The organism is Mesorhizobium sp. M8A.F.Ca.ET.202.01.1.1 (assembly GCF_004791595.1).
Classification (GTDB): Bacteria; Pseudomonadota; Alphaproteobacteria; order Rhizobiales; family Rhizobiaceae; genus Mesorhizobium.
Genome location: NZ_SRUN01000003.1, coordinates 469,212 through 495,092 on the forward strand (window position 1 = coordinate 469,212; position 25,881 = coordinate 495,092).

The 25,881-nt window shown below is 63.1% G+C and carries 33 protein-coding genes; 11 read left to right on the forward strand and 22 right to left on the reverse strand.

The window, feature by feature from the left end:
• The first annotated feature begins 13 nt into the window (after positions 1–13).
• Positions 14–871: an alpha/beta hydrolase gene (locus tag EN845_RS10220; protein WP_127278809.1), complete on the forward strand. Its 858-nt coding sequence runs from the start codon at positions 14–16 to the stop codon at positions 869–871.
• Between the two features lie 72 nt (positions 872–943).
• Here the strand turns inward: EN845_RS10220 and EN845_RS10225 are convergent, their stop codons facing one another.
• Positions 944–2,185 (reverse strand): MFS transporter, encoded by a 1,242-nt coding sequence (locus EN845_RS10225; protein ID WP_167531308.1) that lies wholly within the window; start codon positions 2,183–2,185, stop codon positions 944–946.
• Positions 2,186–2,324: 139 nt separating this feature from the next.
• Between EN845_RS10225 and EN845_RS10230 the strand changes: the two genes are divergently transcribed.
• Positions 2,325–3,221 (forward strand): helix-turn-helix transcriptional regulator, encoded by an 897-nt coding sequence (locus tag EN845_RS10230; protein WP_127278810.1) that lies wholly within the window; start codon positions 2,325–2,327, stop codon positions 3,219–3,221.
• Positions 3,222–3,244: 23 nt separating this feature from the next.
• Here EN845_RS10230 and EN845_RS10235 read toward each other — a convergent pair whose 3' ends face one another.
• The 8 genes from EN845_RS10235 to EN845_RS10275 form a co-directional block, all read right to left on the reverse strand.
• Positions 3,245–4,180 carry a ribose-phosphate pyrophosphokinase gene (locus EN845_RS10235; protein WP_019860650.1) on the reverse strand — a complete coding sequence of 312 codons (936 nt, stop codon included), beginning with the start codon at positions 4,178–4,180 and terminating at the stop codon, positions 3,245–3,247.
• Between the two features lie 155 nt (positions 4,181–4,335).
• Positions 4,336–4,974 (reverse strand): hypothetical protein, encoded by a 639-nt coding sequence (locus EN845_RS10240; protein ID WP_127278811.1) that lies wholly within the window; start codon positions 4,972–4,974, stop codon positions 4,336–4,338.
• A gap of 43 nt (positions 4,975–5,017) precedes the next feature.
• A complete protein-coding gene (locus tag EN845_RS10245) occupies positions 5,018–6,169 on the reverse strand; it encodes a Xaa-Pro peptidase family protein (RefSeq protein ID WP_127278812.1) in 1,152 nt (383 codons plus the stop codon).
• Positions 6,169–6,963 carry a peptidoglycan editing factor PgeF gene (gene pgeF / locus EN845_RS10250; protein ID WP_127869759.1) on the reverse strand — a complete coding sequence of 265 codons (795 nt, stop codon included), beginning with the start codon at positions 6,961–6,963 and terminating at the stop codon, positions 6,169–6,171. Before pgeF ends, EN845_RS10245 begins: the two co-directional genes overlap by 1 nt.
• 103 nt (positions 6,964–7,066) lie before the next feature.
• Positions 7,067–8,155, reverse strand: coding sequence for a class I SAM-dependent methyltransferase (locus EN845_RS10255; RefSeq protein WP_127869758.1), 1,089 nt, complete (start codon positions 8,153–8,155; stop codon positions 7,067–7,069).
• Positions 8,152–9,012 carry a prolipoprotein diacylglyceryl transferase gene (lgt, locus tag EN845_RS10260; protein WP_127869757.1) on the reverse strand — a complete coding sequence of 287 codons (861 nt, stop codon included), beginning with the start codon at positions 9,010–9,012 and terminating at the stop codon, positions 8,152–8,154. Before lgt ends, EN845_RS10255 begins: the two co-directional genes overlap by 4 nt.
• Before the next feature lie 127 nt (positions 9,013–9,139).
• Positions 9,140–9,382: a BrnA antitoxin family protein gene (locus tag EN845_RS10265; protein ID WP_127869756.1), complete on the reverse strand. Its 243-nt coding sequence runs from the start codon at positions 9,380–9,382 to the stop codon at positions 9,140–9,142.
• Positions 9,383–9,699: 317 nt separating this feature from the next.
• Positions 9,700–9,957, reverse strand: a complete 258-nt coding sequence (locus tag EN845_RS10275) for a type II toxin-antitoxin system ParD family antitoxin (protein WP_127869755.1) — start codon at positions 9,955–9,957, stop codon at positions 9,700–9,702.
• Positions 9,958–10,117: 160 nt separating this feature from the next.
• On the opposite strand from EN845_RS10275, the gene EN845_RS10280 reads away from it, so the two are divergent.
• The 3 genes from EN845_RS10280 to EN845_RS10290 all read left to right on the forward strand — a co-directional run bounded on the left by EN845_RS10280 (position 10,118) and on the right by EN845_RS10290 (position 11,615).
• Positions 10,118–10,420, forward strand: a complete 303-nt coding sequence (locus tag EN845_RS10280) for an accessory factor UbiK family protein (RefSeq protein WP_127280606.1) — start codon at positions 10,118–10,120, stop codon at positions 10,418–10,420.
• Between the two features lie 318 nt (positions 10,421–10,738).
• Complete coding sequence (locus tag EN845_RS10285; RefSeq protein ID WP_027143347.1) at positions 10,739–11,239, forward strand: YbjN domain-containing protein; 501 nt, start codon at positions 10,739–10,741, stop codon at positions 11,237–11,239.
• Positions 11,240–11,255: 16 nt separating this feature from the next.
• The gene (locus EN845_RS10290; RefSeq protein WP_127869754.1) at positions 11,256–11,615 is read left to right on the forward strand and encodes a tRNA-binding protein; all 360 of its coding nucleotides are present in this window, start codon (positions 11,256–11,258) and stop codon (positions 11,613–11,615) included.
• Here the strand turns inward: EN845_RS10290 and EN845_RS10295 are convergent.
• The 5 genes from EN845_RS10295 to EN845_RS10315 all read right to left on the reverse strand — a co-directional run bounded on the left by EN845_RS10295 (position 11,612) and on the right by EN845_RS10315 (position 16,740).
• Positions 11,612–12,529 (reverse strand): hypothetical protein, encoded by a 918-nt coding sequence (locus tag EN845_RS10295; RefSeq protein ID WP_245511696.1) that lies wholly within the window; start codon positions 12,527–12,529, stop codon positions 11,612–11,614. The genes EN845_RS10290 and EN845_RS10295 overlap by 4 nt on opposite strands.
• A gap of 173 nt (positions 12,530–12,702) precedes the next feature.
• Entirely contained in the window at positions 12,703–13,725 is a 1,023-nt protein-coding gene (locus tag EN845_RS10300) for a glycosyltransferase family 1 protein (protein WP_127869753.1), read from the reverse strand.
• Positions 13,726–13,984: 259 nt separating this feature from the next.
• The gene (locus EN845_RS10305; protein ID WP_127279699.1) at positions 13,985–15,400 is read right to left on the reverse strand and encodes an ATP-binding protein; all 1,416 of its coding nucleotides are present in this window, start codon (positions 15,398–15,400) and stop codon (positions 13,985–13,987) included.
• A 100-nt stretch (positions 15,401–15,500) separates the two neighbouring features.
• Positions 15,501–16,220, reverse strand: coding sequence for a response regulator transcription factor (locus tag EN845_RS10310; protein ID WP_127869752.1), 720 nt, complete (start codon positions 16,218–16,220; stop codon positions 15,501–15,503).
• Positions 16,207–16,740 (reverse strand): MarR family transcriptional regulator, encoded by a 534-nt coding sequence (locus tag EN845_RS10315; RefSeq protein ID WP_167531318.1) that lies wholly within the window; start codon positions 16,738–16,740, stop codon positions 16,207–16,209. The genes EN845_RS10310 and EN845_RS10315 overlap by 14 nt, the downstream gene beginning before the upstream one ends.
• A gap of 261 nt (positions 16,741–17,001) precedes the next feature.
• Here EN845_RS10315 and EN845_RS10320 point away from each other — a divergent pair, with 261 nt between their 5' ends.
• The 3 genes from EN845_RS10320 to EN845_RS10330 all read left to right on the forward strand — a co-directional run bounded on the left by EN845_RS10320 (position 17,002) and on the right by EN845_RS10330 (position 19,134).
• Positions 17,002–17,895 carry a branched-chain amino acid aminotransferase gene (locus EN845_RS10320; protein WP_127869751.1) on the forward strand — a complete coding sequence of 298 codons (894 nt, stop codon included), beginning with the start codon at positions 17,002–17,004 and terminating at the stop codon, positions 17,893–17,895.
• Between the two features lie 145 nt (positions 17,896–18,040).
• Positions 18,041–18,358 (forward strand): hypothetical protein, encoded by a 318-nt coding sequence (locus EN845_RS10325; RefSeq protein WP_127278400.1) that lies wholly within the window; start codon positions 18,041–18,043, stop codon positions 18,356–18,358.
• 137 nt (positions 18,359–18,495) lie between these two features.
• A complete protein-coding gene (locus EN845_RS10330) occupies positions 18,496–19,134 on the forward strand; it encodes an MBL fold metallo-hydrolase (RefSeq protein WP_127278401.1) in 639 nt (212 codons plus the stop codon).
• 102 nt (positions 19,135–19,236) lie between these two features.
• On the opposite strand, the gene EN845_RS10335 is transcribed toward EN845_RS10330, so the two are convergent.
• From EN845_RS10335 to EN845_RS10345, 3 genes are all read right to left on the reverse strand, one after another.
• Complete coding sequence (locus EN845_RS10335) at positions 19,237–19,671, reverse strand: BA14K family protein (protein WP_127869750.1); 435 nt, start codon at positions 19,669–19,671, stop codon at positions 19,237–19,239.
• A 187-nt stretch (positions 19,672–19,858) separates the two neighbouring features.
• Positions 19,859–20,071 carry a cold-shock protein gene (locus tag EN845_RS10340; protein WP_008877668.1) on the reverse strand — a complete coding sequence of 71 codons (213 nt, stop codon included), beginning with the start codon at positions 20,069–20,071 and terminating at the stop codon, positions 19,859–19,861.
• Positions 20,072–20,391: 320 nt separating this feature from the next.
• Positions 20,392–20,604, reverse strand: coding sequence for a cold-shock protein (locus EN845_RS10345; RefSeq protein WP_006202520.1), 213 nt, complete (start codon positions 20,602–20,604; stop codon positions 20,392–20,394).
• A gap of 581 nt (positions 20,605–21,185) precedes the next feature.
• Here EN845_RS10345 and EN845_RS10350 point away from each other — a divergent pair.
• Entirely contained in the window at positions 21,186–21,584 is a 399-nt protein-coding gene (locus EN845_RS10350) for a Kazal-type serine protease inhibitor (protein WP_127869749.1), read from the forward strand.
• 41 nt (positions 21,585–21,625) lie between these two features.
• Here the strand turns inward: EN845_RS10350 and EN845_RS10355 are convergent, their stop codons facing one another.
• The 5 genes from EN845_RS10355 to EN845_RS10370 all read right to left on the reverse strand — a co-directional run bounded on the left by EN845_RS10355 (position 21,626) and on the right by EN845_RS10370 (position 23,342).
• Positions 21,626–22,243, reverse strand: coding sequence for an NAD(P)H-dependent oxidoreductase (locus tag EN845_RS10355; protein ID WP_127869748.1), 618 nt, complete (start codon positions 22,241–22,243; stop codon positions 21,626–21,628).
• Positions 22,207–22,548, reverse strand: a complete 342-nt coding sequence (locus EN845_RS36070) for a hypothetical protein (RefSeq protein ID WP_245511697.1) — start codon at positions 22,546–22,548, stop codon at positions 22,207–22,209. The genes EN845_RS10355 and EN845_RS36070 overlap by 37 nt, the downstream gene beginning before the upstream one ends.
• Positions 22,549–22,642: 94 nt before the next feature.
• Positions 22,643–22,780 carry a hypothetical protein gene (locus tag EN845_RS35430; RefSeq protein ID WP_167498789.1) on the reverse strand — a complete coding sequence of 46 codons (138 nt, stop codon included), beginning with the start codon at positions 22,778–22,780 and terminating at the stop codon, positions 22,643–22,645.
• Between the two features lie 47 nt (positions 22,781–22,827).
• Positions 22,828–23,076 (reverse strand): hypothetical protein, encoded by a 249-nt coding sequence (locus EN845_RS10365; protein ID WP_127278406.1) that lies wholly within the window; start codon positions 23,074–23,076, stop codon positions 22,828–22,830.
• Positions 23,073–23,342, reverse strand: a complete 270-nt coding sequence (locus EN845_RS10370) for a hypothetical protein (RefSeq protein ID WP_127278407.1) — start codon at positions 23,340–23,342, stop codon at positions 23,073–23,075. Before EN845_RS10370 ends, EN845_RS10365 begins: the two co-directional genes overlap by 4 nt.
• Before the next feature lie 366 nt (positions 23,343–23,708).
• On the opposite strand from EN845_RS10370, the gene EN845_RS10375 reads away from it, so the two are divergent.
• Both EN845_RS10375 and EN845_RS10380 read left to right on the forward strand, forming a co-directional pair.
• Entirely contained in the window at positions 23,709–23,927 is a 219-nt protein-coding gene (locus EN845_RS10375) for a hypothetical protein (protein ID WP_127869747.1), read from the forward strand.
• A gap of 201 nt (positions 23,928–24,128) precedes the next feature.
• Positions 24,129–25,763 carry a sulfotransferase gene (locus EN845_RS10380; protein WP_127869746.1) on the forward strand — a complete coding sequence of 545 codons (1,635 nt, stop codon included), beginning with the start codon at positions 24,129–24,131 and terminating at the stop codon, positions 25,761–25,763.
• Positions 25,764–25,881 lie beyond the last annotated feature (118 nt).

Consider the following 25,881-nt stretch of genomic DNA (forward strand, 5'->3'; position numbering starts at 1 on the left):
AACGGAGATTGAGATGACCTCGCAGACCAAATCAGGCTCAGGCAGCGGCACGATCACCACCAAGGACGGCACGCAGATCTATTACAAGGACTGGGGAACCGGTCAGCCTATCGTCTTCCATCACGGCTGGCCGTTGAGCAGCGACGACTGGGACGCCCAGATGCTCTTCTTCCTGGCACAGGGCTACCGCGTCATCGCCCATGACCGCCGCGGCCACGGCCGCTCGACCCAAACAGATGTCGGCAACGAGATGGACACCTACGCCGCCGACGTGGCTGAACTTGCCGCGCATCTCGACCTCAAGGATGCCATCCATGTCGGCCATTCGACCGGCGGCGGCGAAGTGGCGCGCTATGTCGCCCAGTATGGAGCGGGCGGACGCGTCGCCAAGGCAGCGTTGCTCGGCGCGGTGCCGCCGATCATGCTCAAGACGCCGGCCAATCCCGGCGGCCTTCCCATCGAGGTGTTCGACGGCTTCCGCTCCGGCGTCGCCGCCAACCGCGCCCAGCTTTACGTGGACGTTCCCACTGGGCCGTTCTACGGTTTCAACCGTCCAGGCGCCGAGGTTTCGCAAGGTGTCATCGACAACTGGTACCGCCAGGGCATGATGGGCGGCACCAAGGCGCACTATGATTGCATCAAGGCCTTCTCGGAGACCGACTTCACCGAGGACCTCAAGAAGATCGACGTGCCGGTGCTGGTCATGCATGGCGATGACGACCAGATCGTTCCGATCGCCGACTCGGCGCTGTTGACCATCAAGCTGCTCAAGAAGGGCGAGCTCAAGGTCTACAAGGGTTTCCCGCACGGCATGGCCACGACCCACGCCGCAGTCATCAACGCCGACCTGCTGGCCTTCTTCAAGGCCTGAAACCTTCCCGCCTGAACGAAAAAGGCACCCGCGATATGGCGGGTGCCTTTGCCTGGACACAGCCCGGATGATTTAAGCGGCCGCTTGCGCCTTGCGAGCTTGCTTCATGTTGGGCAGGAACACCGTCAGCAGCCCCAGGAACGGCAGGTAGGAGCAGATCTGGAAGACGAAATCGATGCCCTTCATGTCGGCGACGACGCCAAGCACCGCGGCCGCGATGCCGCCGACGCCGAAGGCGAAGCCGAAGAAGATGCCGGCGATCGTGCCGACGCGGCCCGGCACCAGTTCCTGTGCGAAGACGACGATGTTGGAGAAGGCCGACGACAGGATGAGGCCGATCAGCACGGTCAGCACCATCGTCCATTCCATGTTGGCGTAGGGGAGCGCCAGCGTGAAGGGCAGCACGCCGACGATCGAGAACCAGATCATCGCCTTTTGTCCATAGCGGTCGCCGAACGGACCGCCGAGCAGGATGCCCAGCGCCGAGGAGCCGAGGAAGAGGAACAGCATGACCTGCGACATCTGCACCGAAACGCCGAACTTATGGATGGAGTAGAAGGTGTAGTAGCTGGCGAGGCTGGCGATGTAGGCGTTCTTGGTCAGCACCAGCAAGGTCAGTACCCCCAAGGCCCACATCACCTTGCGGCGCGGGAAGGGCGAGACGAAGCTTGCCGTCCTGCGATTGCCTTGCGCGGCGCGCAGGCGGCTGTACCAGCCGCCGACCTGCCACAGGATGACGATGCCGATCAGCGAGCCGACGGCGAACCAGGCAATGCTGGTCTGGCCGAAGGGCACGACGATGAAGGCGGCGAGCAACGGGCCCATGGATTGGCCGAAATTGCCGCCGACCTGGAACAGCGACTGCGCCAGGCCGAACCGGCCGCCGGAAGCGAAGCGGGCGATGCGCGAGGATTCGGGATGGAAGATCGCCGAACCGATGCCGATCAGCGAGGCGCCGATCAGCAGCAGGTAGTAGTGCCCGGCATAGGCCAGCACGACCAGGCCGATCAGCGAGGACGCCATGCCCCAGGGCAGCGAATAAGGCATCGGCCGCTTGTCGGTGACCGCGCCGATGATCGGCTGCAGTAGCGATGCCGTCACCTGGAAGGTGAAGGTCAACAGGCCGATCTGCCAGAAGTCGAGGCCGTAATTGTCTTTCAGAAGCGGATAAATGGCCGATAGCAGCGACTGCATGATGTCGTTGATGCAGTGGCACAGGCTCACCGCCAGGATGACGGTGAAGGCCGTCGCCTGGGCTGAAGCGTGACTGGCGGTCGCAGGCGGCGCGACGCTGGTGGCTGTCGTATCGGTCAAGATAGGCTCCGTAGTCTTTTTGGCGGGTTGTTCCCGCAGGCGACGTGGCGGGCGCTTCCCGCAGGCAGCCTTATAGTCCGGTTGCCAAGCGACTTCTTTCGTGGTTTGGTCCAATAGTTTCGCAAGTGGGCCATACCGAATGCCAAAAGCCAGGGAGATTTTCGGCGCCGGCCACACCGATCTCGGGCAATTGCACGGGCTGCGTTGGCAGTGGCTCGAGCAGGCGGTCGGGCCGGCGGTGGTGTTGCCGACGGAATATCCGGACGGCTACCACGTGCCGCACCACCACCACAGCCGCAGCCAGTTGCTGCATGCGCTGGTCGGCGTCGTGCTGGTAACGACGCGGCATGGGCGCTGGATGGTGCCGCCCGACCATGCGATGTGGATTCCGGCCGGTATCGAACATTCCGTCGAGATGCTGGGCGATGTGTCGATGCGCTCGGTCTATGTCATGCCGCAGGCGATCCCGGGCCTGCCGGAGGGCATGCGCGTCGTCGGCATCACCGACCTGATGCACAGCCTGATCGTGGAATCCGAGAAGCTGCCGCAAGGCGGCGAACTGGAGGGACGCGGCGGCCTGATCATGAACCTGCTCCTGCACGAGATCCCGCAATTGCCGGAGCGGCCGCTCGGCCTGCCGTTCCCGTCCGATCCCAAGCTGGCGGCGCTCTGCAGGCGTTTCGTCGCCGCACCCTCGCCGCACGCCACGATCGACGAATGGGCCGATACTGTCGGCATGAGCCGGCGCTCCTTCACGCGCGCCTTCCAGCGCCAGACCGGCCTGTCGCTGTCGACGTGGCGCCAGCAGGCCTGCCTGTTCGCGGCCTTGCCGAGGCTCGCCGATGGCGAGCCGATCACTAGGGTGGCGCTCGATCTCGGCTATGACAGCGTGCCGGCCTTCATCACTATGTTCAAGCGCATGCTCGGCTCCTCGCCGCGCGGCTATATGCGCGGCGCGCGCGATGCCGGCGAAGGCATGCGGCGAGCCCCGGCCCGGCTGGAGGCGCCGACGCCATCGGCCTTGCCTCAGGGGTAACTGGCCGCAGGGCTAACTGGCTTTCAGTCGAACAGGCTCGACACCGATTCCTCGGTCGCCGTGCGCGAGATGGCTTCGCCCATCAGGTCGGCGATCGAGATGACGCGGATGTTGGGCGCGTCGAGCACGCCTTGCGTCGGCTGGATGGAATCGGTGATCACCAGTTCCTGCAGCTTCGAGCCGCTGATGCGGGCAACCGCGCCGCCCGACAGCACGCCGTGGGTGATGTAGGCGGTGACGCTGGTGGCGCCGTTGGCGAGCAGCGCATCGGCGGCATTGCACAGCGTGCCGCCGGAATCGACGATATCGTCGATCAAAAGGCAATCCTTGCCGGCGACCGCGCCGATGATGTTCATGACTTCCGATTCGCCCGGACGCTCGCGGCGCTTGTCGACGATGGCGAGCTGGGCGTCGAAGCGCTTGGCCAGCGCGCGGGCGCGCACCACGCCGCCAATATCGGGCGACACCACCACGACATTGCCGAGCTGCTTGTATTTCGCCTTCACGTCGCGGGCCATCACCGGCACCGAGAACAGATTGTCGGTCGGGATGTCGAAGAAACCCTGGATCTGGCCGGCATGGAGATCCAGCGTCAGAACCCGGTCGACGCCGGCGCGTGTGATCATGTTGGCGACCAGCTTGGCCGAGATCGGCGTGCGGCCCGATGCCCGGCGATCCTGCCTGGCATAGCCGAAATAGGGGATAACCGCCGTGATGCGCTTGGCCGAGGAGCGCATGAAGGCGTCGATCATGATGAGCAGTTCCATCAGGTGATCGTTGGTCGGGAACGAGGTCGACTGCAGGATGAAGACATCCTCGCCGCGCACATTCTCCTGGATTTCGACGAAGATTTCCTGGTCGGCGAAGCGCCTGACACTGGCCTTGCCCAGCGGGATGTTGAGATAGCGAGCGACCGCTTCGGCCAGCACCCTGTTGGAATTGCCTGCGAAGAGTTTCATGCACCGTTCCTGGTGGAGGAGGGAGAGCCCCAACAGACTCTCCTGCGCCTTTTAACCGGGCTTTTAGCGGCCCGCGCGGCTATTGCAAGCGCCGTGATCGCGAATCCGCCGGCTAAGCCTAAGAAAGCTGTTCGGCATCACCGGCTGGCAACACCTCAACTCGCCTTGCCGCTGAGAAAGGCCGCAAACTGATCGATGGTCTGGTCGGCGATCGCCTGCATGGTGGCTGGCGAGACCGACTTCCAGCTGTCGGCCGCACTGCCGCCGGAACCGGTCGAAGGCGCCTTCATCTGGCCGTTGATGCGGTGCAGCCGGTTGCCGGAGGGGTCGTAGACGTCCCAGACATAGATGACGGTGGTGTCCTTGCCCTCCGTCATCGTCGAGAAGTAACCCTTGAGCACATGGGTCGCGGTCTGGTCCTGGCTGCCGGCCAGAGTGATGCCGCGCTGCTTGGCGCGTGTCTGCAGTTCCGCCGTCAGCGGCGTGGCGGCGTCCACCGAAGCGCCGACGATCGGCGCGATCTGCAGCCGGGTCTTCGACAGGATCGCGGCGGCCTGGGCGGAGGTGACGGGCGAGGCGGCGGGTGCGCCCGCGGTCGTGGAGGCCGGCGCGGCCGTCGATGGCGGGGGGGCGGGAACGGTCGCGGCGGCGCTGCCCTGCGTGGCGGGTGCTGGCTGTGCCGAGGCTGCCGGCGGGGTGATGGCGGAGGGTTCGAGAACGTCCTTTGCGTTGGTGCAGGCAGTCAAAGCCAATGCCACAAGCAATGACACGGTCGTCACGTGCGATCGTCTCATTTGCCTTCTAACTCCTTGGCGAAGAACGCCTCCCATTATGGATTCACTGCACGATCAAGTCGAGATCATGGCGGGACAGCGGCTTCGGCTGGGATTCGGTGGTCAGGTAGGTGCGGCCAAGCGTCATCGCCGTCTCGGTCTCGGAATCCATGATGATCATGTGGGCAAACAGCGTCATGTTCGGCGCGATCGGCTCGGGATTGCCCTGGTAGAACATCGGCATGTCCATCCAGGACGGCGTGAAGCGGGCGCCGACCGAATAGCCGCAGGCGTTCAGCCGATGCTTGGTCAGGCCGTGCGATTCCATGGTGCGGGCGTGGGCGTCGAACACGTCGCCGAAGGTGTTCGCGGGCGTCATCGCCTTTTCGACGGCCAGAAGCGCGGCGCGTGCGGCGTCGAACAGCTCCTGATGGCGCTTGGACACCTTGCCGGTCAGCACGGTACGCATCATCGGCGCATGGTAGTGATGGAAGACGCCGGCCCATTCGAGCGTCAGCTGGTCGTTCTTGGTGAGCTTGCGGCGGCCGGCCTTGTAACGGCACAGCAGCGCATCGACGCCGGAGCCGATGATGAACTCGTTGGCCGGGTAGTCGCCGCCGCCGGCGAAGACCGCGCCCTGCATGGCGGCCAGGATCAGGGCCTCGTCGCCGCCCTGCTTGATCAGCGGCAGGGCCGCGTCCAGCGCGTCGTCGGAGAGATTGGCGGCCTTTTCCGCCTTGGCGACCTCGGCCGGGCTCTTGAACAGGCGCAGCCGGCCGACGATGCCGGAGGCATCGGCGATCTGGCCGAAGGTCTGCAACTGCTCGTCCAGGCGGCGGCCATTATAGGCGGTGAGGCCGTGGGTGTCGTATTCGACGCCGATGCGGGCGCCGAGCAGGTCGAGTTCGTTGAGCAGGTTGCGCAGGTCGACCGCCGGATTGGCGCCGTCGCGGTCGGTCCACAGCACGATGTTGTCGATGATCGAGGTGTTGCGCGCCTGGCGAAGGTCCGCCGAGCGCGTCAGAAGCACCATGGAGCCGTCGGCCTTCACCACCAGGCACTGGAAGAAGCAGAAGCCGAACGTGTCGTAGCCGGTCAGCCAGTACATGCTTTCCTGCGCGAACAGCAGCATGGCGTCGAGCTTCTTCTCGGCCATCTCGATCATCAGCCGGTCGCGCCGCGCGTCGAATTCCGATCGTTCAAAATGCAGCGCCATTATATCTTCTCCAAAACGATTGCCGAAACCTGCCGGCCATAATCGGGCTCCTTGCGGTGCGTGGTGCGCCGGTAGGAGTAAAACAGATCTTCCTCGGCATAGGTACAGCGGCCGAGACCCTCGGCCGTCACGCCGGCCCTGGCCAGCCGGTCGACCGTGTAACTGGCGAGGTCGAACATCGAATGGCCGGCATGTGCCGAAGGCACGAAATACCGGGCATTTTCGCTGTCGGCCTCGACGAAGCGGGCGACGAATTCCGGCCCCACTTCGTAATTGTCGGGGCCGATCGAAGGGCCGAGCACGGCGATGATGTTTTCGCGACGGGCGCCGAGGCTCTCCATGGCGGCAATGGTGTTTTCGAGCACGCCGGTGAAAGCGCCTTTCCAGCCGGCATGCGCCGCGCCGATGATGCGCGCGCCGGCATCCGCGAACAGAACCGGGCCGCAATCGGCGGTCGAGGCGCCGATGGCGATGCCGGGCCGGTCGGTGACGATGGCATCGGCCTTGGGCCGCTCGCCCGCGAATGGTTCCCTGGCGATGACGACGTCGGGCGAATGGATCTGCCAGGCGGTCAGGAGATGGCTTGCGGGCACGCCCATCCAGGCGGCGACACGGGCCCGGTTCTCGGCCACCAGCGCCTGGTCGTCATCCGACCCGGTGCCGATGTTGAGGCCCTGGTAGATGCCGGTGGAGACGCCGCCATTGCGGGTGAAATAGCCGTGGCGGATGCCTTGTGCCTGCGCCTTGTCCAGCAGCGGCGACCGAACGGGATCCGGTTTGGTCTGATTGAGCATGTGGGCGTTGTTGTCCGTGTGGGCGGTTTCGTCAAGGAAAAGCAGCCGGCGGTCCGGCCGCTCTCTTACCGGACGGGAGATTGGGAGGGGCAGCGGCAAAAAGTCAATCCGCCGTGGCGAAGGGCCTGACGGAGATACCACGCGGCATGACGGCAAGCACCTTGAACAACTCGCCCATCGCTTGCGGGCCGGCGAGGCGCTCGACGGCATTGGATATCCTGTCGCGTGCCGCCTGGCCGGCATCGGCGCCCAGCTGGCCGGCGCGCTCCAGAATGCCCATCCCGAGCAGGAAATCGCCCTGCGTCGACAGATGGGCGTCGAGACCATGCGCGCGCACGACTGCCGCAAGAGCGGCGAAATCGACATGCGAGGTGAGGTCGGCCTCGCCGGGATTGGCCAGCACATCTTCATGATTGTGCCGGCGCAAGGCCTGCAGCGTGTCGCCGATACCAGGCCGCAGATGGCCGTAGTCGGGGAATAGTCCGGCGCCGCCGTCGCTGGCCATGCGCTCGGCGATGGCCGCCATCAGTGCGGTGCGGGCGGGCGCGACTTCGACGATCGCGCCTTGCGGCGCGTCGCCCGCATCCCTGGGCAGCAGCGTCGGGTCGACCGAGCCGGCGCCGGCGAAGAAGCAGAGATTGCCGGCCTCGTCCAGGCCGACCATGCGCTCGCGCCATTCGGCGCCGGCGCGGACGAACTGGCGGATGGGCACGGCATCGAACAATTCGTTGCCGATGATCAGCAGCGGCTGCCGCGGCAGCGTGTCGATGATCTCGTGCCAGGAAACATCGAATGGTGTCTCGCCGAGCGTCTGTTTCTGGACTTCCGTCAGGCGCGGGCTGGTCTCGACCATGGCGAACGCGGCGCCATCGGCCAAGGCCGGATCGAGCCGCGACAAGGTGCGCAGCATGTCCTTCATCAGCGTGCCGCGGCCGGGGCCGATCTCGGCGATGGTGACCGGCATCGGCCGGCCGATTGCTGTCCAGGCCTGGTAAAGCCAGACGGCGACGAGCTCGCCGAACATCTGGCTGATCTCCGGCGCGGTGATGAAGTCGCCGGCCGCGCCGAACGGTTCGCGGGTCGTGTAGTAACCGTCGCGCGGATCGAACAGGCACAGCGCCATGTATTGGTTGACGGGCATCGGGCCCACCGCCTCGATCAGGTCGACGATGCGGGATTTCAGTCGCGTCATGTCACCTGCGGTTGTGCTTGGGTCACCGGCTTGGCTGTCGCCATCGCCCAAATGCCGGCCAGCACCATCGGCGTCGACAGGATCATGCCCATGGTCAGCCAGTTGGTGCCGAGGAGATAGCCGAGCTGCTGGTCGGGTTCGCGGAAGAACTCGACAAAGATGCGCGACAGGCCGTAGCCGCAGATGAAGGCGCCGCCGACAAAGCGCGGCGTCTTCAGCTTGAGACGCGAATGGGTGAGGATGCGCAGGACGACAAACAGCACCAGGCCTTCGAGCAGGGCCTCATAGAGCTGGCTCGGATGGCGGGTGAACGGACCGCCATTGGGGAATTCGATCGCCCAGGGCACATCGGTCGGCCGCCCCCAGAGCTCGGAGTTGATGAAGTTGGCGACACGCACGAGGCCGAGGCCGACCGGCACGCCGGCTGCCACGACATCGAACAGCGACCATGTGCGGATGCCGCGCTTCATGGAAAACAGCGTCATGGCGAGGATGACGCCGAGCAGGCCGCCATGGAAGGACATGCCGCCTTGCCAGACGGCGAAGATATCGAGCGGATGGGCGATATAGCGCGCCAGGTCATAGAACAGGACATAGCCGGTGCGGCCGCCCAGAACCACGCCGATGGCCGCCCAGACGATGAAATCGTCGAGATCCTCCGGCTTCATCGGCAGGACGCCGTCGGGCCAGAGTTTCGGATTTGCCGCGAGCCGCTTGGCATACCACCAGGCAAACAGGATGCCGACGATGTAACCGATGCCGTACCAGTGCACCGCCAGCGGCCCGATCTGGACGAGGATCGGGTTGATGTTCGGGAAAGGCAGCGACGCCAGCGGCAGCAGGAAATATTCGTTCAACGGGGAGCTCTCGGTTGCGATCGGCGCGGACCATGCGGCAGGGTTTTGGCAGGGTCAAGGCAAGGTGGCGGCCGTCGAGGGCCCCGGGAACAGGGCCGCTTCGACGCCCATCGCGCCCCTGGCCGCCTCAACCCCGGGGCTTGGCGGCCACCAGTTCACGCAAGGCGTCGTTGATCCTGTCCTGCCAGCCGGGGCCATCTTCCTGGAAATGATCGAGCACGGCGCGGTCGATCCTGATCGAGACAAGCTCGCGGACATTCGGCGCGGTGGAGGGTTCGCGAGGCGGAGCCGCGGCCGGCTTCTTGACCGGCTTGAAGACGGCTTCGGCGGCTTCCATCGGATTTGTCGGTCTGCGCGGGGGCGTTGCCATTGGGGGACCCTGATTGGAAGCGACTCATGCTTGATGCAGGTCGTGAGGAAAACATTACACTAGGCGAATTGACGCCATGCCGTACAGAAGGAGCCGTTCGAAAGCTGGTTCAGGCTCGGGTACCGATCCGTCAGTTATCCGGGAACGGAATTGCTCCGAGGTCCATTGAGCCGTGCAGGATGTGCAATATCTCAACGGTTTCCACGCCAACGCGGTAGAAAATCAGATAGTTGCCGTGAGGACGCCGCCGAATGCCGGAAGATCGATGCCAATGGCTTCAAGGTCCGCCTCCGCCTGATCGGTTAAGACCAGCCGCTTCACTTTTTGGCTGCCATTGCCTTGTACTTGGCCTCCAAGCGGTCAAACACTTCGTCAACCGCCTTTACGCGCCCAGCATCAGCGTCTGAAAGGCCTTTGGCGAGAGCCGCATCGAGAGCCGCAAGGCGTTTCTCGCGCTCTTCGACGAGGCGAACACCTTCGCGCAGCACTTCGCTCTTCGAGTTGTAGCGCCCTGTGTTGACAAGCTGGTTGACGATGTCTTCGAGCCGGGTGCCCAAATCCGCGCTAATGGCCATGGTGGTGCTCCTGCATATTCCCTCCAAAACAATAATAGTTATTGGCGCGACTTACCAGTCGTTTGGGAGGTTGGCGCCGACGTGATGCCGCACCGGCCTCAACGTTCTTGCATTCGGCGCGCAGCACCACTAACTCAAATCAAGCAAGCGAGGATTTGCCATGTCGACCGGACCGAACCGCATTCTCGATGAATTCGCCAAGCTGATGACCGATGCCGCCGGTGCCGCTCAAGGTGTGCGGCGCGAGGTGGAGACGGCCTTCAAGGGCCAGGCGGAGCGCATCCTCAACTCCATGGATGTCGTGCAGCGCGAGGAGTTCGAGGCCGCGCGCGAGATGGCCGCCAAGGCGAGAGAAGAGAACGGCAGGCTTGCCGAGCGCATCGAGGCGCTCGAGGCCAGGATCGCCGAACTGACCGGTCAGGCCACACCTGCGGCTCCGGCGAAGCCCAAGCCGAAAAAATAATTCGTTAAACTTTTCCACAAAGCACCAGCCTGAAAATCGCTTTGCCGTGAATCGCTTACCGGCATTGCGTGACTCTTTGTGACAGGCACCTTTCCACATGCGAATGACGCAGTGCGAAAAATTGGGCTGTTCACGCGACTCCCGATCAATAGACTGAATTTGTTGCATGATTCGGAGCAGGGTCATGCCGCCGGGCGGTGGGGTCCGGTCTGGGGTCTTTGCGTTGAGAAGTCCCGGCCGTCCGAGTTCTAGACAAGATTGTTCGTCGTGTGTGCCCCGCGGAGCGTGTGGCGCTCCCCTGAACACAGGAAGCATTCCATGGAACTTCTCGAACTCGAATTTTCCCGCGAAATCCATCCCGTGGATGTGATCGAGCAGGTGGCCCACAACAATGACTGGTCCTTCGAACGGGCCGGCGACGACGAAATCTCGATCTCGGTTGCCGGCAGCTGGACCGACTATCACGTCTCCTTCTCGTGGATGGAAGATTTCGAGGCGCTGCATCTGGCCTGCGCCTTCGACATCAAGGTGCCGGAAACCCGCACGCTGGAAGTGATGCGTTTGTTGTCGCTGATCAACGAACAGATGCTGTTCGGCCATTTCGACCTCTGGGAGCAGGAAGGCGCCATCATGTTCCGCCAGTCGCTGCTGCTTGCCGGCGGGGTCGAACCCTCGAGCCAGCAGGTCGAGGTGCTTTTGTCCTCGGCACTGGAAGCCTGCGAGTGCTACTTCCAGGCTTTCCAGTTCGTCGTCTGGTCGGGAACCTCGGCCAAGGACGCGCTCGCCGGCGTGCTGTTCGAGACCTTCGGCAACGCCTGAGCAAGACGCGTTCGAGATGAGTTCAAGCAACGAGCGCAAGCCCGAAATCAGCTTCGCCGATTTCGATCGTGTCGACATCCGTGCCGGCACGATCATCGAGGCCGTACCGTTTCCGGAGGCGCGCAAGCCTGCCTTCAAGCTGAAGATCGATTTCGGCGCCGCCATCGGCGTCAAGAAGTCGTCGGCGCAGATCACCAAATACTATACGCCGGAAACGTTGATCGGCCGCCAGGTGTTCGCGGTGGTCAATTTCCCGCCGCGCCAGATCGGCCCGTTCATGTCGGAAGTGCTGACGCTCGGTTTTCCCGATGAAGAGGGCGCCGTGGTGTTGGGCGCCATCGAACGCAAGGTGCCGGACGGCGGGCGGCTATTCTAGATCAGGAAGCCCCGGCAAGCGTCATCATGGTGGTGCTGCAGCCGGCTGGATTGAAGCGACAGCTCGAGGCCGGAACGCGCCGAGAATGGTTCCGACCGTTGCAGCTGAGAGCACGAGATGCAGGACGTCGAACGGCCAGCCAGTCCGAAATGGATCATCATAAGGGTCAAGAAGGAAGGCGACGCGCCATCCGCGGGAATCAGGATCAAAGCTCCGGCCAGGGCCAGTCCATATTTGAGTATGGCAACTATTGCCAGAACGATGAACATTATGGCGGTGAAACGCAGAAGATTGCCGTCCAGCGCACGCCAGCAGCCGATTGGATCAAACGATCCCGTCCACAGAAAATCGCCGACAAACAGATATGTCCAGCCAAGGACGAAACCACCCGCGAGGAAGTTGAAGGCGCCCATCGCCGACACCCAAGGCGCGACGTCCTCGGGGCGGAGCGGCAGGTCATGTGTGGCCATCAGGCCGGCAAAAAGCAGTCTGTGCTCGCCGGCGACCGCAAAGCCGCAAAACAGCTGGATGGCTGCGAGAAGCAGGGCGGCCAAAAGAATCCGCCGGTCGAGCTCAAAGCGCACGCCCGGGATAGCGAAGCGCTTGACACTCTCAATGCCGCGCCGAACGACGACCTGGCCATGCTCGGGCGCATTTCCCATACGGTCCAGAACGAACGCAAGGACCATCGCCGAGAACGGCGCGGCGACAATCGCGGAAAGCCAAGTCCTGGGGTCAAAGCCCCGCGATAGAAGCCAGGTTGGCGCCTTCCCCGGATCGGCAAAAAGAACAAGAGCAAGCACCGCCAGACAAAGCGTTGTCAGAAAGCAGGGAAACCAGGCGGCCACGAAGAGCGGCCAGGCATTCGCGCGGCAATAGCCGAACACCCTCGCAACGGTCTTGCCGATGCGCAAGACGCGGCGCTTCGATGATACTGCGGGCACGTCGTCCAGCGTAGAAATCGGCGTCAATCCCGCAACGAACTACACACACCGAATAATGCACCGCAAGCAACTGTCGCACAAGCTCTCGCAAGGAGCGTGTTTGACCAGACCTGAACTTCACCGCATCCTATGCGCCGGCTCTATCAGGCCGCCAGCTTGCGTGTCGTTCCCAATGCTTCCTCAACCGCGTCGAGGAACATTTCCGCGCAGGCCTTCCAGCTGTAGCGCATGGCGCGCTCGCGGGCCTGGTCGCGGCTGACGTTGAGTGCGGTAAGCGCGGCCTCGCGCAAATCGTTCGACACCGCGCCACCAAAACCGTCGCCGACGATGTCGATCGGCCCGGTCACCGGATAGGCGGCGACCGGCGTGCCGCTGGCCAGCGCCTCGATGATGACGTTGCCGAAGGTGTCGGTGCGGCTGGGGAAGACGAAGACGTCGGCCGAGGCATAGATTTCGGCCAGTTCGTCATTGGGACGATGGCCGAGGAAATGCGCCTTCGGATATTTCGCCTTGAGCTTGGCAAGCTCGGGACCTTCGCCGACGATCACCTTGCTGCCGGGCAGGTCGAGATCGAGGAAGGCGGAGAGGTTCTTTTCGATGGCGACTCGGCCGACGCACAGGAAAACCGGTCCAGGGAAACCGAGGTCCTTCCTTTTGTCTGGCCGGAAATGATCGGTGTCGACGCCGCGCGTCCACGGCCTCAACTTGTTGAAGCCACGCGCGGCAAGATCGTCGGCGAGCGACTGGGTGGCGACCAGCGTGCCCTGGCCTGAATTGTGGAAATCGCGCAGCCAGCGATAGGCCCAGCTCTCCGGCACCGGCAGGCGGGCACTGAGATATTCGGGGAAGCGGGTGTGATAGCTGGTGGTGAACGGCCGGCCGGCATTGCGGCAATAGCGCCGCGCCATGATGCCCAGCGGCCCTTCGGTGACGATGTGGATATGGTCGGCCTTGTAGCCGTCGATCAGGCGCGCGACATGGCCGGGCGTGGTCAGCGCCAGGCGGATGTCGGGGTAGGTCGGCAAGGGCAGGGTGCGGAAGATGTTCGGGGTCAGGAACTCGACCGCGACGTCGAAGGACTTCAGAGTCTCGGTGAGCCGCTCCAGCGTGTGGACGACGCCGTTGACTTGCGGGCGCCAGGCGTCGGTGACCATCAATATGCGCATGGCGGCCCTTTGCTTCGGAGGTCTGCGGTTGCCTTGAAACGATACCGGAACGGCGACCATGCGGCCGCCCTCGCTTCGCTCCAGCGCACCCTGGCGGGCACGGGGTCGAAGTGAGGCGGCAAGGACGAATCAAGTGCGGTCGCGCGCTTCATGCGCGCTCTTGACCATGGTTTCATGACGGGCGGATGAAGCAGACCGCGCCCCCGGAAAGTCGAAACCGTTTTTCAGGCAAGATCATGCTCAGTTAGTCAAATAGAAATCAGGCCGGAACCTTGATTACGGCGCGCAGGCCGCCCATCGGACTGTCGTCGAGCGTGATGTCGCCGCCATGGCTGCGGGCGATGTCACGGGCGATCGAGAGGCCGAGCCCGGTACCGCTGGCGTCGAGGTTGCGGGCCTCGTCGAGCCGCACGAAGGGCTTGAAGACGTCTTCCCGCCTGTCAGGAGGAATGCCCGGGCCGTCGTCGTCGATGGTGACCAGAAGCGAGCCGCGGCCATGATTGGCGGTGACCTCCACCGTCTTGGCATAGCGGAAGGCATTGCCGATGACGTTGGACAAGAGCCGCGCGAAGGCGTTCGGCCGCACATGCACGGTCGGATCGCCGGAAAGCGTCGTCGACAGCTTGCATTTGCGCAACCCCGCTTCCTCGCCGAGCTTCTGGAAATAGGCTTCGAGATCGAAACGTCCCGGATCCTCCGAGGCCTCGCCGCGGGCAAAGGCGAGATAGCCTTCCAGCATCGACTGCATGTCCTCGATATCCTGGTCCAGCGCCGCCTTGGTCTCGGCCTTGCCGCCGGCCAGCGCAAGCTGCAGCTTGAAGCGGGTGAGGATGGTTCTGAGATCATGGCTCACACCGGTCAGCATGGCCGTGCGCTGCTCGATCTGGCGCTCGATGCGCTCGCGCATCTGGATGAAGGCAAAGCCGGCGCGGCGCACCTCCTCGGCCCCGCGCGGGCGGAAATCGCGCGGCATCGGCCGGCCCTTGCCGAAGCTCTCGGCGGCCTCGGCAAGCGCCAAGATCGGCCGGATCTGGTTGCGCAGGAAGGGGATGGCGATCATCAGAAGCACCAGCGAGGTACCGACCATCCAGATCAGGAAGATATGGGTGTTGGAGGCATAGGCCTGGCTGCGCCGCACGAAGACGCGCAGCACCTTGTTTTCGAGCTGGACGCGGACCTCGACGATGTTGGAATTGCCGACCGTGTCGATCCAGAATGGGCGGTTGATCTGGCGGGTAATTTCGGCGGAGAGAACATCGTCGAGGATCGAGAAGAACGGTTTTGGACCGGGCGGCGGCAACGGATCGGGCGGCAGGAGGTCGACCTTGAGCTGCATGCGGTCCTGCGCGATGCGGATGATGTTGGCGTAGTCGGCGTCGTGCGGATAGGTCTCGATCAGGTCGATGATGGCGGCGATGTCGCGCACGGTGGCCTGCGACAGGCGTTGCGTCACGGTTGCCCAGTGACGTTCCATGAAATCGAAGGCGACGACCGACTGCAAAAGGATCATCGGCGCGATGACGATGATCAACGAGCGCGCATAGAGGCGCTTGGGCATGTAAAGCGAAACGAGACGCCAGAACCGGTTCCAGATGCGCGGCACCGCCTTGAACGTCCGCGTGGCGCGTGCGCTCAGGCCGTCATTGTCCGGCTGTTCCAGTTCCGTGGTCGCCATTGGCTCTTTTCATCCGCGGCTAACTCTTTGTTGGAGCATAATCTTTCCGCAAACCGGTTCCCAGTTTTCGGGATCATGCACTTGAGCCGCCGCCGGCATTCTATTCCACGCTGAGCCGATACCCAATACCGCGCACGGTCTGCAGCCAGACCGGGTTGGACGGATCGCGCTCGATCTTGCGGCGCAGCCGGTTGATCTGGACGTCGATGGTGCGCTCGCCGACTTCCGAATCGTCACCGACCAGCTCGTGGCGGGGGATGGTTTCGCCGGCGCGGGCGGCGAAGATCGCCAGGATCTCCTGTTCGCGGTCGGTCAGCTTAAGCGCTTCGCCGCCGCGCTTCAGTTCGCGCCTGGCGATCTGGAAGGTGTAGGGACCGAACACCAACTGTTCGACCTTGGGCGTCGCCGCCGGGCCGCCCCGGCGCAAGATGTTGTTAATGCGCAGGATCAACTCGCGCGGGTCGAAGGGCTTTGGCAAATAGTCGTCGGCGCCGGCCTCGAGCCCGGAAATGCGGCTGTCGGTCTCCGACAGGGCCGTCAGCATCAGGATCGGCACATTCTTTTCGGCGCGCAACGACTTTGTCAGGTCGACGCCGGTTTCACCCGGCATCATGACATCGAGCACAAGCAGGTCGAAGTCGAGACCGGCGAGCTTGCGGCGGGCCTCGCCGGCATTGCCGGCGACGGTGACGCGAAAGCCGTTTTCGGTCAGATACTGCTTGAGAAGATTGCGGATACGGGTGTCGTCGTCGACCACGAGCAGATGCGGTGCGTCGTCGTCCGGTGCGGCCGCCTGGTCGATCCTCTCAGTGCTCTCCATGGCTTTTTCCTGACATTTTTGCGGACCCAACGTCGATCTGAGCTCTCAGTTCCGGATTGACCATCGCTTCGAGGAAGCGTTCCACCAAGGTCCGTTCGGCGGCGCCGGAATCTTCCAATGCAGCATGGATGCGGCGCGACTGTGGCCGCGCCAGCGCCAGCGCCAGCGCGCGGCCCTTGGCCGTTGGATAAAGTTCGCGCTGGCGGCGGTCGCGCGGGCCTTGCAACTGCACGACGTGATCGGTGTCGATCAATTGCTTGAGCACACGCGCCAGGCTCTGCTTGGTTATCTTCAGCACGTCGAGCAGTTCGGCGACGGTCAGGCCCGGCCGGCGGTTGACGAAATGCAGCACGCGGTGGTGGGCGCGGCCGAAGCCGTAATCGGCCAGGATCTGATCGGGATCGGAGGTGAAGTCGCGATAGGCGAAGAAGAAGAGTTCGATGATGGCGAAGTCGATGCCGTCCTCGCTGGTGATCGCGGTCCTGATCGGTTTTCCGGCAGCTGGGCTTTTATCCGTCATCATTTCTCCATGGGAACGGGAGATTATGTCAGTACTATTGACGTAATTTCCCTGCAATGGTAATTTTTGACAAGCTTTTGGGCGGATTGCGAACGAAAAGGCAAGGCAGGCCGGTTTTTCCGGAACTTCCTGAGTTTGCCAGGGCGCGATTATCCGCTTACGCTTCGAGACACCGGCCGGCGTCTCCAATCACCTGGCGCGGCCAAAAAAGAACACGCAACGACACTGAGATATGCGGGCCGTTGTCCGCGGGAGGTTACCATGGCATCCGTTCCTTTCGATCAACTGGACGGCTTCATCTGGATGAATGGCGAGTTCGTACCGTGGGGAGACGCCAAGATCCACGTGCTGACCCATGGCCTGCACTACGCCAGCGCGGTCTTCGAGGGCGAGCGCGCCTATGGCGGCGAGATCTTCAAGCTCAACGAGCATACCGAGCGGCTGCATGAATCAGCGCGCCTGCTCGGCTTCAAGATTCCCTATTCGGTGGCCGAACTCAACGACGCCTCGACCACGCTCCTGAAGAAGCAGGGCTTCCAGGACGCCTATGTCAGGCCGATCGCCTGGCGCGGCAGCGAGCAGATGGGCGTTTCGGCGCAAAACAACCGCATCAACGTCGCCATCGCCATCTGGCAGTGGCCGAGCTATTTCGATCCGGCGCAGAAGCTGAAGGGCATCCGTCTCGATGTGGCGGAATGGCGCCGGCCCGACCCGCGCACGGCGCCGTCGCGGTCGAAGGCCGCGGGCCTCTACATGATCTGCACCATGTCCAAGCATGCCGCCGAGGCCAAGGGCTACGCCGACGCCATGATGCTCGACTGGCGGGGCCAGGTCGCGGAAGCGACCGGCGCCAACATCTTCTTCGTCAAGGACGGCAAGATCCACACGCCTAAGCCCGACTGCTTCCTCGACGGCATCACCCGCCGCACGGTCATTGGCCTGGCCAGGGATCGCGGCCTGGAGGTCATCGAGCGCGCCATCCTGCCGGAAGAACTGGAAGGCTTCGAGCAATGCTTCCTGACCGGAACGGCAGCGGAAGTAACCCCGGTTTCGGAGATCGGCCCTTACCGATTCGAGGTCGGCGAGATCGCCAAGAATCTCATGAACGACTATTCTATGGCCGTTCAACCCAAGCATGCGATTGCCGCAGAATAACGATAGTCACAGCTTTTCTCGCAAGCAGGGGCGGTTTTCAGGCCGCCCCTTTTATTTAAGCGTTTGTGCATTTGACTTTCGTCCAATTCGGCGTCTCATGATGGTGTCGGCCCGGGAGGCTGGCAGCTATGGAGGGACTAATCATATGGACATGAACACGCTTCTTCCGATCATCATTCAGATCATTACAGGCATTATCGGTGGTCAGGCGGTCGGCGCGGCGATCAAGACGGCGGCGATGGGTCAGCTTCCCAAAATCCTGGGCGGAGCCATCGGCGGCGTTGGCGGCGCGGCGATCCTCGGCAGCCTGCTCGGCGGTGGCGCGATCACTCCTGACGCAGCCGCGGCGGCCACCAGCGGCCTGGGCAGCGCGCTCAACCTGCAGAACATCGTCGGTGGCGCAGGCGGCGGCGCGATCCTGACCGGCATTCTCGGCGCGGTCATGGGCGCCATGAAAAAGTAAGCCTGCCAATCTCGGGCTGGCAGAATGGGCGGCTTCGGCCGCCCATTTCTTTTTGGACACGCACTGTTTGACCTTCCGGACGTGGACGGTCTTGGCCGATGCCTCTACATGATCGCTGACACAGCGAAAGGACGATCATGGGTCAGCTCAATGCCGGTATCGTGCCGGTCACTCCGTTCCAGCAGAACTGCACCATCCTGTTCGACATGGACGACAAGCACGGCGTGGTGGTCGATCCCGGCGGCGACATCGACAAGGTGCTGGCGGTGTTGAAGGACAATGCGATCACCGCCGAAGCGATATGGATCACGCATGGCCATATCGACCATGCCGGCGGCGCGATGGAGTTGAAGGAGGCGCTCGGCATCGAGATCATCGGCCCGCATGAAGCCGACAAGATGCTGCTCGACAATCTGGAAAACCAGGGCAGGCGCTACGGCATCGACGGCGTGCGCAATTGCGTGCCCGACCGGTTCCTTGCAGAAGGGGAAACTGTGTCGTTTGGCGGCCATGTGTTCGAGGTGCTGCATTGCCCCGGCCACGCGCCCGGCCATGTCGTCTACTACAACCGCGCCGCCAAATTCGCCCATGTCGGCGACGTGCTGTTTCGCGGCTCGGTCGGCCGCACCGACCTGCCGGGCGGCGACCATGCGGCACTCATCGCCTCGATCAAGGACAAGCTGTTGCCGCTCGGCGACGACATCGGCTTCATTTGCGGCCATGGCCCCGGCGGGCGCTTCGGCGAGGAACGGCGGACCAATCCATTTTTGACCTGAATGATGAGGTCTGGACCGCCCTGGGTTCGAAAGCCCAACAAGCCGACAACAAAAAAAGCGCCGGCCTTGCGGTCAGCGCTTTTTGTCTGGGGCAGGGAAGCCTCAGTTGGCGGTGCAGAAATGCTGTTCGCCGTCGCTGCCGGTGAAGGTGCCGGTGCGGGAATTGAAGGTGCGGTAGCGATCCGAGCAATACTCGTACCAGCCGCGCGTCCAGGGTTCGGCGTAGCGGTCGGCATAGACCACCTGCGGTTCCACATAGTAGCGGCGGACCGGAGCCGGGCGCACGAGCACCTGACGATCATAGTAACCGTCATCGTAATAACGGTCGGAATCGGGCGGCGGCCGGTCATTGGCCAATGCGCCACCAATCAGCGCGCCGGCGGCAAGGCCGAGAACGCCGGCTGCCACAGCGTCGCCATTGCCATGGCCGTGATGGTGCCAACGGCGCCAGTCATCGGCATTGGCTGCCGAAAAGGTCCCCAGCGTGGTGGCGACCACGGCGGCGGACAGCACGGCTGTCTTGAAAATGCGGTTCATCTTGGTCTCCTTCGTACCGGGCCGTGCAGGTCTGCAGGGGATACGGTCCGGCTTTACCAGTGACTAATATGAGACCGTGGCTGAACGGGGGCTGAACGAAATTTTGACCACGCGCATTCTTTCACGGCATCAACAGCCGCACCCTCGGGGACCTGACCTGCCGGAGCCGGCGTCGTCCGAAGCCGGCTCAGCCGACCGACAGGTTGACGGCCTTGGGTCCCTTGCCGCGCTTGTCCGGCTCGGTGTCGAATGTCACTTTCTGCCCATCCTCGAGACCGGGAAGACCCGACGCCTGCACGGCCGAAATATGCACGAAGACATCCTTCGCGCCATCATCCGGTGTGATGAAGCCGAAGCCCTTGGCATGGTTGAAGAATTTGACGGTGCCGGTCTGCGGCATGGGAAGCTCCTTTGATCCCATAAACTCCAGTCTCGGGCCGGCAAATGCCCGAGAGGAAATTTGTCCTTTATTTTAGCGTCATCGGCAAGAGAAAGTTTTGCGGGCACTTAAAGCCCGCCGCGCTTTAAGTGCTTGTTATGATGCGCGCCATTGGCTGGGACCCGGATGAACTTGCCGGTAACATGCGTTCATGCTGCACTGCTGACATGAAAAAGGCGCGGCGAAAACCGCCGCGCCTTTCAAAAATCTGTCTGCCTGCCCAGGTGCTGGTCAAGCTCCTCGTTCGCTTATCCGCCTGGGACGTGCGGTGCGCCGATCGCTCAGGCTGCGCGCAGGTTGACCGCTTTCGGGCCCTTGCCCATGCGGTCCGGCTCGACGTCGAAGGTGACCTTCTGGCCGTCGACAAGCGTGCGCAGGCCCGAGGCCTCGATCGCTGAAATGTGGACGAACACGTCCTTGGCGCCGCCGTCGGGCGTGATGAAACCGAAGCCTTTGGTTGCATTGAAGAATTTAACGGTGCCGGTCTGGGCCATTGGGGAAACTCCTTCACCCGTTCAGTCTTGGTGGTCCTGCCCGCCACCTGGCGTCGAGGGCAGTTCCTGGTGGTTGCTTTCGGCAGTCATGCATTGGCGCATGGTCAAACCCCCCGCCGAAAAACGGGGCCGTCAGAGATTCACAGTATCGGGGAAAGGTCGTCCAAAACGTTCCGCTCTCCGGGTCGCAAATGCCCGAACACAGAATTTATCGCACGGAAACGTGAAGGTTGCAAGATAGCGCCGCGGGCCGCCGCCATGGGCGCATCCCGACGCATAAATCGACCGATCAAAGCGTCGACCGGCCGCAGATAGGCTTCGTTGGCCGAGGGGTCATCGGCCCACAGCCCCGGTCATGCATGGGCCAGAAGCGATGATTGCCGGCGACGCGGCGGACCCGACCGATCCCGCTGTCATTTCCCGATAGAGGCCGCGGGCGGGGTTGCAATCGACAGTGGAATGGCGAGGATCATGCCATTGGCGACTGATCTAAATCTTGTTTTGAGCGATATCATTGTCAGCGAACCGCCAGGCAGTCTTGGGCGGTATGCACCGGGACGGGGATCGAGGGAGAGACGATCATGAGGTTACTTGCGGCAATCTTTTCACGGCAGGGTTTTAGCGTCCTGTTCCTGTCGGCAATTCTTGCCGCCTGTACGGTCGTCGTCGATGACGGACCGCGCCCGCGTCCGACGCGCCCCGAACCGCAATTCTGCACCAAGCAGTACGAGCCGGTCTGCGCCCGGCGCGGCGACGATCGCCAGACCTTCGCCAATGCCTGCCTTGCCGACAGGGCGGGTTACCGCATTGTGCGCGATAGCCCCTGCCGCGATGGTGGTGGTGGTGGCGGCCAGCAGGCCTTCTGCACCCGCGAATACGCGCCGGTGTGCGGCCGCCGGCATGGCGAGATGCGCACCTTCCCCAACGCCTGCGAGGCCCGCGCCTCGGACTATCGCATCGTCGGCGAAGGGCCGTGCTGAGAACTTACCTTCCCTCCTTGTCGAAGAAGCGGAAATTGCAGTTATTCTTCCACGCCGACATAAGCCTTCGTCCTGAGCAGGCCGGCCAGATGAGCGGCGTTTGAAGCCGCCATTTCGATGGCTTCGGCGACCTTGTCGGGAGTCTTCGGCAGGTCGACATAGTTGACGTCGCCCATGGCTTCACCGACCCAGTAGACGCCGCCATTGGCGGGGATGGTGAAGCCGACGTCGTTCAGCGCCTGGAAGCATTCCGCGTGGCAGTGATGCGCGCCGTCCTCGTTGCCGACGATCGCCACCAGCGCCACCTTGCCGGCGGCCGGCATGCGGCCCTTGTCGTCGGTTTCGTCGAGAAAGGCGTCCATGCGTTCCATGACGCGCTTGGCGATGCTTGACGGCTGGCCCAACCAGATCGGCAGACCGAGGATGAAGATATCGGCGGCGACAATCTTTTCTCGCAGGCCAGGCCAGTCGTCGCCCTTGCCCATGTCGGAGAGCACGCCGGGCTTGATGTCGTGATCGACAGCCCGCACGACCTGGCCCTTCACGCCATGCGGTTTGAGCGCTGCGAGCAGATCGGCGATGATCTTGTCCGTGGACGATTTTTCCTTGTCGCCGGAAGCTTTCAGCGAACAATTGATGGCAAAGGCGGCAAGGGGCATTGCGGAACTCCTGCATAGGGTTGTGCACGCTCAACGTCACAAGGCGCTTGCGGTTGCGCGGCGGGCGAGATCCAAACATGGCTGCCTAGGCAGGATACGCCCCATCGGCGGGTCCTGCATAAAAGCTCGCTGCCGTGCTCGTCGGAAATGCGCAGGCGGTCGGGGGTTTGCGGCATGGACAGGCTGTGGAACAGCGCGGTGGCGCATTGCAGCGCCGCACGCAGGGTCGGCGCCTCCAGCGACACCTTGTCGAGCGTCGCTTCCTCGGTGTCGCGCGACCGGTAGAATTCGATTACAAAGTTCAAGCAAGCCTCCGAGCGGAATATTGCGTGAGCATGTTGCGTCAGTCCATTGTCTGCTCACGGCAGCGGGTGTGCGCACTCAGCGCCGCTCGGGCTATCAACCCTTGGACTTCGGCTTCAAGCCGCTCTCCGCCTGCTTGACCGACGAGCCGAACGGGGAGGCAGGCTTGGCCACCACCTTGTCCTTCTTCGGCTTGCGCACCTCGCGATTGCTTCGCTGCTGACCCTTGGACATGACTGCTCCTGATGCGCGTTGGCTGGGCGTGTCGGCTGGCTTTCCGCTCAGGTGACCGGATTGTCGGCCAGTTCGAGATTGTCTTCCGTGGTGACCCGTTCGTGGGTCTCCTGCTCGCTGCGGATACGGTATTGCGGGGAACCGTCCTTGACCGGCAGCCTGCTCTTGATCTCGAACAGTTCCGCGGTCTTGCTGAGCAGGCCGGTCCGGCTTTTCATGCGCACGGTCTGGCCGATGGCGAAGAGATGGGAGGGCGTGTCGGTGCGCGGACGCGCATTCTGTTGGAAACGGATCATGCTGCATTCTCCCGGTCGCGCATCAGCGCGGTTTCGAGGTCCATGTAGTCGCTGGCGACAAGCTGGCTGGTGGGCGGGTTGTTCATCGCCCTTGCCAGCAGATGGATGAAGGTGGCGATGCGGCGCCAGGCAAGCCGCGACATGCCATCGATCAACTCTTCGTCGTGATCGATGTCGTAGTCGCCAGCCGGCAGTTGTCCTTCCAGGCCACCGAGCACGAACGGTGCGGTGAAATGGGCGATGGAGCGGGTGGTGCGGTCCGGCATTGTCCTGGCCTTGATATTTCCCCGCCTCGTGGCGTCACGTAAACAGCGGTCTGAGAGCAAAAAAGCGGGGACACGACGAATGTGCCGCGCGTCCAGTACCGGCAATTTGGAATGAGATTGGCGGGTCGAAAACCTCCGACGCCGCGAGATGCCAATTCTGGCCCAAACGATATCTCCCATATAGCTCAACTTTGCGCTCTCTTCAAGAAGAATTGTTGAATTACCCGCCTCGGATAGAAAAATAAGCCTCTATAAACTTTCGAACAATTCCGTTATGGTTCAAGATATTTCTAAAAGTTTCTTGGAAACATGCCGAGTTTTTCCTTGACGCCCGTACTTTTTATTTTTTCTGAAAAGGATAAAATCATGGTTTCAGTCAGAACCTCGAAAGGGAAGACGGTGGCGATCAATCCGATCGTCAAGCCAATCGCCACATACGCCAATGGCGCCGCTGGAAAGCCGATGGCCGTCCAGTCGGCGCGGCTGACCATCAGAAGCGACGAGGCGGCAAGGCGTACGATCTCCGACACCGACGGCACCGTCAGGCGGGCCAGGCAGGTTGCCGAGACCAACCGCCTGATCTGACCGCTTTCGCGGCGATGTAGGGCACAGAACCAAGCAAAGCCTTGAACGTGCCGCGCCGATGGCCTAGATCGCGGGCAGGCGCGAAAACACGGCAGGTGTCCCATCAACAGAGATCAGAGAAGAGCGGCGGGTGCGGGAGCTACGTCTGGCGCGGCCAAGTCTGGCGCCGGAGGACGGCCGCCGCTGGGCCTCGACCAGTATGTGCAGCAGGCGCTGCAACTGCATCAGGCCGGGCGCCGGCAGGAGGCCGAGGCGATCTACCGGCAGGTGCTGGCGCGTCAGCCCAAACACGCGGCCGCGGCGCATTTCCTCGGCTTGCTGCTGCACCAGACCGGGCGCAAGGAAGAAGGCATGGATTTCCTGGAGCAGTCGGTTCAGCTGCAGCCGACGAACCCCGACTTCCTCAACAATCTCGGCACGGTGATGCGCGATCTCGGCCGCGTCACGGCGGCGATCGATTTCTTCCGCGGCGCGGTGGACCTGCGGCCGGAGCAGCTCGCCGCGCGCGACAATCTCGGTTCGTCGCTGAAGCAGATCGGCCGGTTCGAGGAGGCCGAGGACATCTATCGCGGCACAGTGCAGCGCAATCCATTCCACGTGCGCGCGCGCATCGGGCTTGCCGAAACCCTGCAGGAAGCCGGACGCCTCGACGAGGCACTGGCCGTCTTCCAGGAGGCCCTGACCATTCGCCCCAAGGATGCCGACCTGCTGCACGGGCTGGGCGTCGGGCTGATGGAGAAGGGCAAGCTCGGCGAGGCGACAGACCTGTTCCGCCAGGCGGTGGCGATCCAGCCCGGCATGGCCCGCGCGTGGCTGATGCTGACGCAGGTCAAGCGCCAGAAGGAGCGCGATGCCGAATTGGCCGGCATGGAGGCGCAGCACGCCAAGGCGCCTCAGGACAGCCTGGCACGCATGCAGCTGTCGTTTGGCCTCGGCAAGGCCAATGACGATCTCAAGGATTACGGCAAGGCCTTCGACTACTTCGCCGAGGGCAATGCCATCCGCCGCAAGGGCATCGACTATGATCCGGTGAAGACGCGTGCCGAATTCGAGGCGATGAAGACCGTGTTCGATGCCGGCTTCTTCGAGAAGCACAGGCCGAGCCCGATCACCGACGATGCGCCGATCTTCATCGTCGGCATGCCGCGTTCGGGCACGACGCTGGTCGAACAGATCATCGCCAGCCACCCCCAGGTTTATGGCGCGGGCGAGCTCAGCATCCTGAAGACGGCGGTCGGCAGGCAGTTTCCGTCGGACATGCCGGGCGGCTTCCCCTGGGGCGTGGCCGACACCGACGATACCGATTTCGCCGAGGCGGGGCAGGCCTATCTCGACATGCTGCATGCCCGCTATCCGCATATGCGCCACGTCACCGACAAGATGCCGGGCAACTTCCTGCTCGTCGGCTTCATCCGCATGATGCTGCCGAAGGCCAGGATCATCCACTGCGCCCGCGATGCGGCGGCGACATGCCTGTCGATCTACAAGGTGCATTTCCGCGGCGACAGCCACCGCTATGGCTATGACCTCGGCGAACTCGCCGATTTCCACAATCTCTATACCGACATCATGGCGCATTGGCACAAGGTGCTGCCCGGCGTCGTGCACGATGTGCGCTACGAGGACTTCGTCGCCGACCAGGAAGGCCAGAGCCGGGCGCTGATCGACTATCTCGGCCTGCCATGGGACGATGCCGTGCTGTCGTTCCACGCGACCGACCGGCCGGTGCGCACGGCATCCGCCGCGCAGGTGCGCCAGCCGATGTACCAGGGCTCGGTCGATTTGTGGAAGCGCTACGGCGACCGGCTGAAGCCGCTGCTCGACAAGCTGGATTAGCGAGCGGGTCGCGGAGATGCCCATCAGCTTCGTCATCCTAGGGCGAAGCAGGAGCGAAGCTCCGTCGCGAAGACCCTAGGATCCATGCCGCGACCTCGATCGAAGAATGCCGCGGGGC